The organism is Halalkalibacter alkalisediminis (genome assembly GCF_028610705.1).
Taxonomy (GTDB): Bacteria; Bacillota; Bacilli; order Bacillales; family Bacillaceae_D; genus Halalkalibacter; species Halalkalibacter alkalisediminis.
This window is the reverse complement of sequence record NZ_JAQQWT010000063.1, coordinates 1-10,070: the sequence shown is the minus strand read 5'-3', so window position 1 is coordinate 10,070 and position 10,070 is coordinate 1. Positions and strand designations below refer to the sequence as shown.

Below are 10,070 nucleotides of genomic sequence, written 5' to 3'. Positions count from 1 at the left end.
TTCAATGAAGTGATAAATTATTTCTGGTTTTTTGCGAAGATGCCCATAGCCTTTTTTAAGATGGCATTTTCCTCTTCTAAATCACGAATTCGTTTTTGAAATTCACGTGCTTGTTGGTCTTCTGGTTTTAGATTACCGCTGCCTACAAACCCAGCTTCTTGTTCTTTATTGTATTTAGTCACCCAATTGTGCAACGTTTGCTCAGCAAGATCTAACTCCCGTGCAACTTCTGCCACTCTCTTTCCATCTTCTTTAACCATACGAACTGCTTCTAATTTAAATTCTTTATCAAATGTTTTTCTCATCTTGGACACTCCCGATAAAATGTTAGTTATCATTATACTTGATATTCTCCCAATTTACCGTGTCCACTTTTTAGACTAGCATCACTATACACAACCATTATGAGACTATTACCCCAAAAGTAATCGTCTCTTTCTTATTCAAAGGGTTAAAAAAAGTGGTCCATACTAACTCAGTTGGTATTTTTGCAGTTTGAATAGGTAATCCTTAGTTACTAATAAGAACTTAGGAGAGTGGATCATTATGAATCTAGATGAACAAATATTATCGGATTTAGTAGTTGCTTTAAAAGATTTGTATCCTAATATTGAAGTGGAAAGTACAAAGAATAAATTATCTACCGTTCTATCAGAGTATTATTTTCAAAGAGTTAAGTTAGGTGAGGTACATCCTGACCTCGAGGATAAAATACAATTGTTTATCTCGGCAAAAAAGCTAGAAGGTTTAAGTTCTATTACTCTAGACAACTATCTCATGGAATTAAGTATGTTTGCTGATATCGTAAAAAAGAAGGCTGAGGACATAGCTACAGCAGATGTTCGAATGTATTTAAGTCAAGATGGGACCTTAAAAATGAGCACCATTAGAAAGAAATTATCTGTTTTAAAGAGTTTTTTTAGTTGGTTAGCTTCAGAAGAATATATTGAGCGAGATCCAACTACCAAATTAAAAGCTCCGAAAGATGAATACAGACTTCCAAAATCACTATCAATCGAACAATTAGAAATGTTAAGAGAATCCTGCGATACAGTCAGGCAACGTGCTTTTCTAGAAATATTGTACGCAACCGGTTGTAGATTGTCTGAAGTTCATGGATTAGATAAAGCTGATATCAATCTACAAGATATGAGTACATTAGTTATTGGTAAAGGCGATAAACAAAGGGAAGTCTATTTTTCGATTAGAGCAATGTATCATTTAGGAAAATATCTAAAAGGCAGAAATGACAATTGTGAAGCCTTGATGGTTACAGAGAGAAAACCTTTTAGAAGATTATCTAAACGAGGAATACAAAGGGAAATAGATATAATCGCCCAAAAAGCAGGTTTACAAGACAAAGTAAGTCCCCATGTTTTAAGACACACTTTTGCTACTTTAACCTTAAACAATGGAGCTGAATTGGTTGCTATTCAAGAGCTTTTAGGACATAGTTCACCTGATACGACACTTAGATATGCAAAGATTACTCATGAGCGAAAGCGAGAGCAACATCAAAAGTATTTGATTCAATAAGTTGCTGTCCATTTGACTAAATACTGCGTAGTAGTAAAATCAAAAACCTTTTATTTAAATACTGTCGTACCATCTTTGATAAAGGTAGATAACTGGAACAATGCTCAATAATAAAAGAAAAAACCAAAAGTTACTCATATTATCCATCGTATATAGTCCTATTCGTTCAAAAACAAAAGGACTAACTATAAAGGCTTGAATAGCATCTACTAATAGATTAGTTCCGAAGAATAACCAAACATTATGATAAGTAAAATAGAACACGATGATTGTTACTACAGGAAGAAATCCATAATTAAAGGATGAGATGTTGGTAAGAAAAAAAAGGTTTTCCTTTACAGTCCACCAGTTCCAGACTTCTTCCATTTGCCAGTAAATTGAAGTTAATATAAGTGTAAAAAAAGCAACGGATAAAAATCGTTTAACTCGTTTCAAATCTAATAGTAGTAGTAAAGGCGGAGGCCCTAAAAACAGTATCCACAACAATAATTCGGTCATTAATCTACCTCCAAGTATTTTAACGTTATAATTTGTATTGTGGAAGATTTTATTCATTTTTCTTTTGCGTAGTACAACAATACGGGTAATGAATTAATCACCTAAGAGACGATTACTTTTTAAGTGATCGTCTTTTCGTATTTGACTCAAAATGTGAATTAACTGAAAGGATATGAGTTAATGAAGAATAGTAAAGAATATTGTCTGTTTTGTAACGCTGATTTACAAGAGCAATCTGTACCGAAAGAACAACAAACTTCTTAAGTGCTAAACACTTTACTCGAAAAATTGGAATTTAAGATATTGAGAGAGACCGAATTGTAAAATGGCAATGTCGATGGATACAAGAGAAAATAATGAGGTAACAAAATTAATTGAAACGCTCCCAAGTCATATTAAAGAAATAGTTGTACGTTTGAGAGAGCTTATTTTTAAGGCTTCTCCAGAAATGATGGAAGAAATCAAATGGTCTAGCCGATTTATTCACAAGACGGACTGGTATGTTATATTGCGCCAGCTAAAAATCATGTTAACTTAGGGTTCTATAAAGGTTCGGAGCTTTCTGACTCAGATGGTGTACTTCAAGGAACAGGTAAACAAATGCGACATATACAGGTGAAAAAAGTAGAAACTATTAACCCTGATTTGTATATTTCGATGATTCGCGAGGCGATAGAGCTTAATAAGTAAATTTGAGCAGAAAAAGAGAAAGTACGATTATTTGCTTCATTGATGAGTCATATGTTGATTTGTTGAACGACAATCAGTCTAGAACTAGAAAAAGCGCTTGGAAGGCAAGCGCTTTTAGTCTTAATTATCTGTTTCTGTAACTAAAGTGAACATACAAGGTAAAAAATCTTTTTTGAATTGTAATTATCTCGTTGCTACAATGGATTTCCGCTTATACAGCCATGAACCAATGATAAAGGCAGTTCCTCCCCAAAGGACCATGATTCCAATAGCAGTCCAAAGGCTTGTCGTAAAGATGCTAGTGGAATAAACCATACTCTCTCTTAAGCCCTCCACAAAGTAAGTAAGTGGAAGAATATTGGATAGTGGCTGGATCCACTCAGGCATTGTCTCAATGGGAAAGAATATTCCACTCAAAAACATCATGAGGAAGCTGACAATATTGGCAACTCCCATATACGCTTCAGAAGTTTTACTAAAGGAGGAGAAAAAGTATCCTAAAGCGTTAAAAGATAAGGCTCCTAGTAAGAAGACAACGAGTAAGCTAGGAAAATTGATGTATACATTAGCACCAAATAGGGAAACGCCAATGATCGTTAATAAGATAATTTGAATGACACTAAATAGCAACCGCATAATCATATCGCTCAAACCAAAAATATTCATATTGGCGGGAGTCATGCGTAACCTTTTTATTAATCCTTTCCGTCGCATTTCTACTAAATCAACCATCCCGAACATTCCCCCTTGAGCAATCGCTAACGCAATCATACCAGTGAGAAGAAAGTCAGTATAACTCAGTTGGTTACTACTTGGAGTAATGGATTCAAAATGTAATTCATATGTAGGGACTGCACCTACAGCATAGAGGTTTGCCTGCTGGACAAAGTTATTTAGCATTCCTGACAGGGCTTGTGTTGTAACACCTTGTTCGTTTTCTTTATTTACTATTAGGGAAATGGAAGTATCATCTGCTGATTCAGGTAAGACAATAGCAGCATGGACTTCCTGGTCTTTTACCAGTTCATCAGCTTTCTCACGACTTACAGTGTCACCAGTTTCTATTTCTAAAACTGGGATTTGAGTGAGTTGCTGTAATAGCATTTCTGATGTAGGATTTGGACTTTCGTTAACAATGGCCACCTTTGCAGAAAACTGATTGTCAGAACTTCCGCTAAAGATTACCATAAAAATAGACATTAAAATAACAGGGAAAAATATCCCCCAAAACCAAGCTTGTTTTTCACGAAAAGTTAATTTTAATTGAGCAACAAACATCTGTTTGAATTGATTCAACTTAATCCCTCCATTCCTTCCCAGTAAACGCAATAAAAACATCTTCTAAGCTCTTTTCACGAATGGAGACTTGCTCTACCTGATAATTCTTTTCCTTTGTAAAACCAAATAAGTTATATAATGTATTCTCCGGATCGGTGGACCATAGTATTAAGGACGCTTCTTCAAGCTCCGTTCGAGTAACGGATGCAAGATTGTTTGAAAAGAGGTTCGCCTCTTCCGCAGCCTCAGCTCCATTGATGAAGGAAAGGCGTACTTCCCTTTCTTCTGTTAACTTTTCAATAAGTGCTGAAGGTGTATCTAATGTAACAATTTTTCCTTGATCCACGATACAAACTCTATCACTTAATTTTTCTGCTTCCTCCATATAATGCGTAGTTAAGATAGTCGTTTTCCCAAGTTTTTTTAGTTCTAAGATGATATCCCAGATGTTGCGACGAGCTTGTGGATCAAGTCCCGTCGTAGGTTCATCTAAAAAAATAATTTCAGGATCACTAATGATAGCGAGTCCAATGGCAAGCCTTTGTCGTTGACCACCTGAGAGCTTTTTCACATGATTATTGCGATGGTCTGTAAGGTTAATTAAATTAAGGATCTCTTCAGTTGGGCGGGCTTTATCGTAAAAGGTAGCGAACAGGTTCAAGTTTTCTTCGGGAGTTAATAAATCAAACATGGCACTAGATTGAGGCTGTACACCAATCTTCTGTTTAATCGTTCTTGCATGTTTATCCCAGTTGAATTCTCCAAAATGAATTTCACCATCATCGGGAGGAACTAAGCCTTCAATCATTTCTAAGGTTGTGGTTTTTCCTGCGCCATTCGGTCCGATAATGGTAAATACCTCACCAGCTTTCACGGAAAAACTAATGTCTTGAACCGCATGATTGGAACCAAAAGATTTTTTTAAGTTTTTCACATCTAAAATAGTCATTTTTTTCCTCCTTTACATAAAAACTATAACATATTTGCATTCGTGTTAGTTACAAGGATAGTTTCGAACTTTTATTTTTTTGAAAAGATTTAGTTGACCTTTACGCATGCGTAAAGGTGTAGAGTGATAGTATCAGGAGGTGAACAAATGGAATACACCATACAGAAACTTGCTCAGCTGGCAGGAGTCAGTACGAGAACACTTCGATATTATGATGAAATCCATATTCTTAAGCCAGCAAGAATTAACTCGTCAGGATATCGAATTTATGGTCAGGTAGAAGTGGATCGATTACAGCAAATTTTGTTTTATAAAGAATTAGGGGTAAGTCTTGAAAGGATCAAAGAAATCATTACTTCCCCTTTATATGACGAAACCCAAGCCCTGAAGGAACATCGAGAACAACTTCTTGGAAAAAGGAAGCAGTTAGATGTTTTGATTGCCAATGTAGAAATAACAATTGATTCAATGGAAGGGAGAATTGTAATGACAGATAAAGAGAAATTTGAAGGTTTTAAGCAGCAATTGATTGATGACAACGAGGAAAAATACGGGAATGAGATTCGTGAAATATATGGCGATGATGTAGTTAATCAGTCTAATGAAAAACTTAATAATATGACAAAAGAAGAGCATGACGAGGTTAGCCGTCTTGCAAATGAAGTCCTGGAGACTCTGGAAGAAGCATTTAAAACTGGAGACCCATCGAGCAATGTTGCACAAAAAACGGCGGAATTGCATAAGAAGTGGCTTATGTATTATTGGAGGGAGTACAGCAAGGGCGCTCATGCTGGTCTTGCTCAAATGTATGTAAATGATGATCGATTTAAGAAGTATTATGAAAGGAATCTAGGGATGACAGAATTTTTAAGAGACGCAATTCTAATTTATACAGGCCCTATGAGAAACAACTGATCCATTTGTTTAGAAGAGGAAAATTACTATTGACTTTAAATGGAAATGAGCAAATGGTTAAAGAGAATGAATTTGCAGAAAAATAATAACAATCAATGAAAAAGCATTATAGGGATTCCATAAAATGGGTTCCCTATTTTTCTTTTTATACTTTGCAATAAATTGCGATGATGTTATAGTGTGTATATAGATATAAACACCATAACACCTGGAGGGGTTTACAAATGAATGTATTTGATACTTTGTGGATGTATGTTCTTGTTTTTATATTGGCTGCGTTGCCTTTTTTTGAGGCATATGGCGTCATTCCGTTAGCGATCATTGCTGGTTTAGCTCCAGTACCTGTAATTATCCTTGGACTTATAGGAAATATCGTAACGGTTTTATTCGTGATTGTTTTTGCTAATAAAATTAAAGAGTGGAGACAAAAACGAAAGAGTGGAGAAGAAAAAGCACCAAATAAACGAACAGTAAGAGCGCAAAAGCTTTGGAAAAAGTACGGCTTACCAGGTCTGGCCATCATTGGTCCATTATTTGTTGGGAGTCATCTTACTGCGTTTATGTGCTTAACCTTAGGGGGAGCGAAAAAGAAAACAGCCTATTGGATGACGGCAAGTATTGTGATTTGGAGTGTAACGTTTGCCGTTTTGGTTCATTTCGGCATCGATCTACTTGGACACAACGAGCGACAAAATCTTTTTGATTAAGAGGAGGAAGTGACTTGTATCAACAGGCATTTTGGTTAGCTAAAAAGGAATTCAAATCACAATGGGTAGCAATTGCCTTGACGTTAGTTGTAACGATCTTTTTGGCTTTAGTATCGGCGGCGCTGCTTGAACAGTCAGTAAGAAAGCTTTCTGGAACAGAAACGATATTTTATAATCGTATGTTACTAGACATTATGTTTGTCGGACTGACGCCATCGTTTGCAGCGATCTTTATGTCTCGACCTTATTTAAACTTTCAAACGATAAAGGACGATCCATTTAGTAAAAGAATGGCCTTTTTCCGGACCTTACCGATTCCTGTTTCCATCCTTTCATTAAGTCGAATCTTTCTCATGGTTGGAACATTGATCATCATGTCTTTTGCTTTTTATTTAACGATAACGATCGCTGTACCGGCACATTTCTTTGAGCTTATGACTCCGGTAGAGTACTTAATATTTATCCTTTTTTGGTTAGGCTATGCTTTAGCTATAGGAGGAGTCAATCCATTCGTTGAATATGGAACCAACGGGAAAATATTGCATCTGCTTCCGTGGGTATTTATTGTCGTTTTTCTCATAACTGTATTCATTTTCTACAGTTTAGTAGGCTTAAGCATCGTCGAAATGATATTGGTCCTGATTAAAAGTCATGGTTGGCCATTAGCAGCCGTCTCAATTTTTGTCGGCGTTTGTGGCAGCTATATTTGGAACAAATTGCTGACAATGAGATTATCAAAAAGAGATTACTTGTAATGGAGGGAGGGGGAAGCGATGAAGCTACCGATTCGTGTTTCAGAGGAAAGTAGAGAACCTATCTATCACCAAATTGAAACGCAAGTGAAAGCACTAATTGTAGGTGGGCACCTTCCATCAGGAACACCGCTCCCATCCATTCGAGCGATGGCAAGTGAGTTAGCGTGCAGTGTTATAACAACGAGGCGAGCTTATCAAAATTTAGAAAGTAACGGCTATATTAAAACGGTTCAAGGGAAAGGAACGTTTGTAAGAGAGATTGAGAAGCTACAAAAGGAAGAAGCGAAACAAAAGGTTGTGTATGATGCATTCCAAAAAGCAATTGAACAAGGCAAGCAAGTCGGTAGTACGAAAGATGATTTATTGACGATTTTCAATGAAGTGTTAAACCGAAACTTTAATAATAAATAATGGGGGATGAACATGAATACCTCAATAATAGATATAAAAGGGATAACGAAACATTATAAAAAATTTTCTTTAGGTCCTATCGATTTTCAAGTAGAAGAAGGTACTGCAGTAGCAGTCGTTGGGGCCAATGGCTCTGGTAAAACAACTTTTTTTCGAATGATGATGAACCTTATTCAAGCAGATGGAGGATCGATCCATCTCTTTGGTCAGGATTTTGCTAGCAATGAGACCGAAATAAAGCAAAAAATTGGATATGTTGGTGATTTACTCGAACCATTTGGCCATTTAACGGTGAAAGAGCTTGCTTCATTGATCGCTTATTGGTATCCAACGTGGGATCAACCGCACTGCGCACTTTTGCTTAAACGGTACAGCATTGATGAGGAGCAAAAGTTTGGAAAGTGCTCAAAAGGAACGAAGAAAAAAGTAGAATTTATTTTTGCTCTTTGCCATGAAACAAAAATCTTATTGTTAGATGAACCATCAGCTGGTGTAGACATCGTTTCACAACAGAAAATGAAAGAAGATTTGATGAACTACATGGAGGATGGCGAAAGAAGTATTATTCTAGCGACGCATAATATTGATGAAATAAAGCAATTGTGTGATTCTATTACGCTTTTAGATAATGGAAAAATCATCGCTACATTCGATAAAGATGAAATTCATGAAAAGTGGGCGAGGCTGTGGGTGTCCCATCTTTCAGAAGCATTGAAAGATCAACCGCATGTTATAAAGTTAGATGCCAATCCACCTCAAATCGTTACGAATCATCTTCCAGTTATCGAGAAAGAATTAGAAGAAAGTGGAATTTCGATTAGCCATATTAATCGTTTATCCCTTGAAGAAGTGATTGAGCAAATGATTAGTCGTGGTCAAAGCAAATGAAACTTTATGATGATTTGAAACGTAAATGATTATATATCAATAAAGCTGAGGATGAAGTTTATGTACTTTCCATCTAAAAAAGACTTATGGTTAACGTTAATTATTTGGGGAGCGATTCTAGCAATGGTAGTTCCAGCGACTATCGAACAACAAGTTGTTGGGTTACTCGTTGCATTGCCGATTGCATTCTTTATAGGATGGTTATGGTTTTCAACGGGATATACGATTGAAAATAGTATTCTTAAAATTAAATATGGTCCATTTCGAAAAGAGGTAAACATACAAGATATAAGTAAAATCAACAAAACAAAAAATCCGATTTCTGCTCCTGAATTATCAATCGATCGGATCGCGATTATTCACGGTAAGTTTTTTGATGGGGTGTTTATTTCGCCTAAAAATGAACGTGAATTTGTTCAATTATTAGTACAGGAAAATCCAAATATCGTTTTGGATAAGAAACTAAAAGATAGGCTAGGGAAGTGAAGCGATGAAATGGGGAATCACACCTTGTGACCCTACATGAAACGTGGAAAGGTAGGAGGAATGAATGAATAAAAACATAATTTGCGTGCTTCTCATGACAATTCTATTTTTTATTCCGACTGAAGTGTATGCCGCTGATTACAACATTACTAATGTAAAAATTCATGCATATCTACAACCAAATGGTGAAGTTATAGTTCAAGAGGAACATACGTATGAATTTAGTGGCGAATTCGGGGGGATTATTCGAGAATTAATTCCGAAAGAAGGCACTGAAATAGTTGAGCTTGAAGCTTTTGAAGGCAACGATCCGTTACTAATAGAGACAGACAGAACAGAACATCGAATTCATCGGGAAGGGAAAGACGAAACAATAACCATTGATATAACGTATAAAATCAACAACGGTGTTGACGTTTATGAGGATGTTGCCGATTTTTACTGGCCATTTTTTGATAAAAGTAATGAGGCAACATATGAAAATTTAATAGTTTATGTTATTCCGCCAGAGCCGACAACTGCTCTTATTGCCTTTGGCTATGATGAGGCGTACAAAACGGAAACCGTATTTGATGACGGTCAAGTTCAGTTTGTGATGGGAGAAGTTCCACGTAAACGAAATGGTGACATTCGGGTTGCCTATGCTCCTGAACTCTTTCCTGTAAGTAACCTTACTGCAAATAAGTTTATGTATGATGAAATTGTAGCTGAAAAGCAACATTTACTAGAAACAGAAATGGCAAAAGCAGCGAGACAAGAGCAACTTTCATCGATCGGTGTCATCCTTGTTCCATTATTTGCTTTATTGTTGGTATTCGTTTTCGTGAAAGCTTGGCTTGAAGCAAAAAGTAAAAAAGCCGTTGTAATGAGAGAACTGGAACTACCATGAAAATAAACTTCTGTAATTTAGGAAAAAAGGCAATACTAAAGAAGACGCAGCTCATTCATTTTTAAAAA

Annotated in this window: 13 protein-coding genes and 1 pseudogene; 10 read left to right on the top strand and 4 right to left on the bottom strand. The window is 36.2% G+C overall.

Going from position 1 to position 10,070, the window contains the following annotated elements; all coding sequences use genetic code 11:
• Positions 1-305, bottom strand: a pseudogene (locus PQ474_RS25020) (transposase); the annotation flags it as partial.
• A 241-nt stretch (positions 306-546) separates the two neighbouring features.
• Between PQ474_RS25020 and xerA the strand changes: the two are divergent.
• On the top strand, positions 547-1,536 hold the full coding sequence (gene xerA, locus PQ474_RS25015; protein WP_273848294.1) for a site-specific tyrosine recombinase/integron integrase: 990 nt from the start codon (positions 547-549) through the stop codon (positions 1,534-1,536).
• 54 nt (positions 1,537-1,590) lie between these two features.
• Here xerA and PQ474_RS25010 read toward each other — a convergent pair whose 3' ends face one another.
• A complete protein-coding gene (locus PQ474_RS25010; protein ID WP_273848293.1) occupies positions 1,591-2,034 on the bottom strand; it encodes a hypothetical protein in 444 nt (147 codons plus the stop codon).
• A 325-nt stretch (positions 2,035-2,359) separates the two neighbouring features.
• Between PQ474_RS25010 and PQ474_RS25005 the strand changes: the two genes are divergently transcribed.
• Together PQ474_RS25005 and PQ474_RS25000 are read left to right on the top strand one after the other, a co-directional pair.
• Positions 2,360-2,572: a hypothetical protein gene (locus tag PQ474_RS25005; RefSeq protein WP_273848292.1), complete on the top strand. Its 213-nt coding sequence runs from the start codon at positions 2,360-2,362 to the stop codon at positions 2,570-2,572.
• The gene (locus PQ474_RS25000; protein ID WP_337956411.1) at positions 2,512-2,724 is read left to right on the top strand and encodes a DUF1801 domain-containing protein; all 213 of its coding nucleotides are present in this window, start codon (positions 2,512-2,514) and stop codon (positions 2,722-2,724) included. The genes PQ474_RS25005 and PQ474_RS25000 overlap by 61 nt, the downstream gene beginning before the upstream one ends.
• 183 nt (positions 2,725-2,907) lie before the next feature.
• Here PQ474_RS25000 and PQ474_RS24995 read toward each other — a convergent pair whose 3' ends face one another.
• The gene (locus tag PQ474_RS24995; protein WP_273848291.1) at positions 2,908-4,020 is read right to left on the bottom strand and encodes an ABC transporter permease; all 1,113 of its coding nucleotides are present in this window, start codon (positions 4,018-4,020) and stop codon (positions 2,908-2,910) included.
• 1 nt (position 4,021) lies between these two features.
• Positions 4,022-4,951 (bottom strand): ABC transporter ATP-binding protein, encoded by a 930-nt coding sequence (locus PQ474_RS24990; protein WP_273848290.1) that lies wholly within the window; start codon positions 4,949-4,951, stop codon positions 4,022-4,024.
• Positions 4,952-5,098: 147 nt separating this feature from the next.
• Between PQ474_RS24990 and PQ474_RS24985 the strand changes: the two genes are divergently transcribed.
• The 7 genes from PQ474_RS24985 to PQ474_RS24955 all read left to right on the top strand — a co-directional run bounded on the left by PQ474_RS24985 (position 5,099) and on the right by PQ474_RS24955 (position 10,002).
• A complete protein-coding gene (locus PQ474_RS24985; RefSeq protein WP_273848289.1) occupies positions 5,099-5,866 on the top strand; it encodes a MerR family transcriptional regulator in 768 nt (255 codons plus the stop codon).
• A 224-nt stretch (positions 5,867-6,090) separates the two neighbouring features.
• Positions 6,091-6,573 carry a small multi-drug export protein gene (locus PQ474_RS24980; protein WP_273848288.1) on the top strand — a complete coding sequence of 161 codons (483 nt, stop codon included), beginning with the start codon at positions 6,091-6,093 and terminating at the stop codon, positions 6,571-6,573.
• 14 nt (positions 6,574-6,587) lie between these two features.
• Positions 6,588-7,328 (top strand): hypothetical protein, encoded by a 741-nt coding sequence (locus tag PQ474_RS24975; RefSeq protein WP_273848287.1) that lies wholly within the window; start codon positions 6,588-6,590, stop codon positions 7,326-7,328.
• An 18-nt stretch (positions 7,329-7,346) separates the two neighbouring features.
• On the top strand, positions 7,347-7,739 hold the full coding sequence (locus PQ474_RS24970) for a GntR family transcriptional regulator (RefSeq protein WP_273848286.1): 393 nt from the start codon (positions 7,347-7,349) through the stop codon (positions 7,737-7,739).
• A gap of 12 nt (positions 7,740-7,751) precedes the next feature.
• Positions 7,752-8,627: an ABC transporter ATP-binding protein gene (locus tag PQ474_RS24965; RefSeq protein WP_273848285.1), complete on the top strand. Its 876-nt coding sequence runs from the start codon at positions 7,752-7,754 to the stop codon at positions 8,625-8,627.
• Positions 8,628-8,687: 60 nt separating this feature from the next.
• Positions 8,688-9,113, top strand: coding sequence for a PH domain-containing protein (locus PQ474_RS24960; RefSeq protein ID WP_273848283.1), 426 nt, complete (start codon positions 8,688-8,690; stop codon positions 9,111-9,113).
• 64 nt (positions 9,114-9,177) lie between these two features.
• Complete coding sequence (locus PQ474_RS24955; RefSeq protein WP_273848282.1) at positions 9,178-10,002, top strand: DUF2207 domain-containing protein; 825 nt, start codon at positions 9,178-9,180, stop codon at positions 10,000-10,002.
• Positions 10,003-10,070 lie beyond the last annotated feature (68 nt).

What these genes read in the sequence shown, in the direction of transcription:
- PQ474_RS24985 (WP_273848289.1), top strand. Translation starts at nt 5,099, where the DNA reads ATGGAATACACCATACAGAAACTTGCTCAGCTGGCAGGAGTCAGTACG.
- PQ474_RS24955 (WP_273848282.1), top strand. Translation starts at nt 9,178, where the DNA reads ATGAATAAAAACATAATTTGCGTGCTTCTCATGACAATTCTATTTTTT.
- PQ474_RS24965 (WP_273848285.1), top strand. Translation starts at nt 7,752, where the DNA reads ATGAATACCTCAATAATAGATATAAAAGGGATAACGAAACATTATAAA.
- PQ474_RS25010 (WP_273848293.1), bottom strand. Translation starts at nt 2,034, where the DNA reads ATGACCGAATTATTGTTGTGGATACTGTTTTTAGGGCCTCCGCCTTTA.
- PQ474_RS24990 (WP_273848290.1), bottom strand. Translation starts at nt 4,951, where the DNA reads ATGACTATTTTAGATGTGAAAAACTTAAAAAAATCTTTTGGTTCCAAT.
- PQ474_RS24970 (WP_273848286.1), top strand. Translation starts at nt 7,347, where the DNA reads ATGAAGCTACCGATTCGTGTTTCAGAGGAAAGTAGAGAACCTATCTAT.
- PQ474_RS24960 (WP_273848283.1), top strand. Translation starts at nt 8,688, where the DNA reads ATGTACTTTCCATCTAAAAAAGACTTATGGTTAACGTTAATTATTTGG.
- PQ474_RS24980 (WP_273848288.1), top strand. Translation starts at nt 6,091, where the DNA reads ATGAATGTATTTGATACTTTGTGGATGTATGTTCTTGTTTTTATATTG.
- xerA (WP_273848294.1), top strand. Translation starts at nt 547, where the DNA reads ATGAATCTAGATGAACAAATATTATCGGATTTAGTAGTTGCTTTAAAA.
- PQ474_RS25005 (WP_273848292.1), top strand. Translation starts at nt 2,360, where the DNA reads ATGGCAATGTCGATGGATACAAGAGAAAATAATGAGGTAACAAAATTA.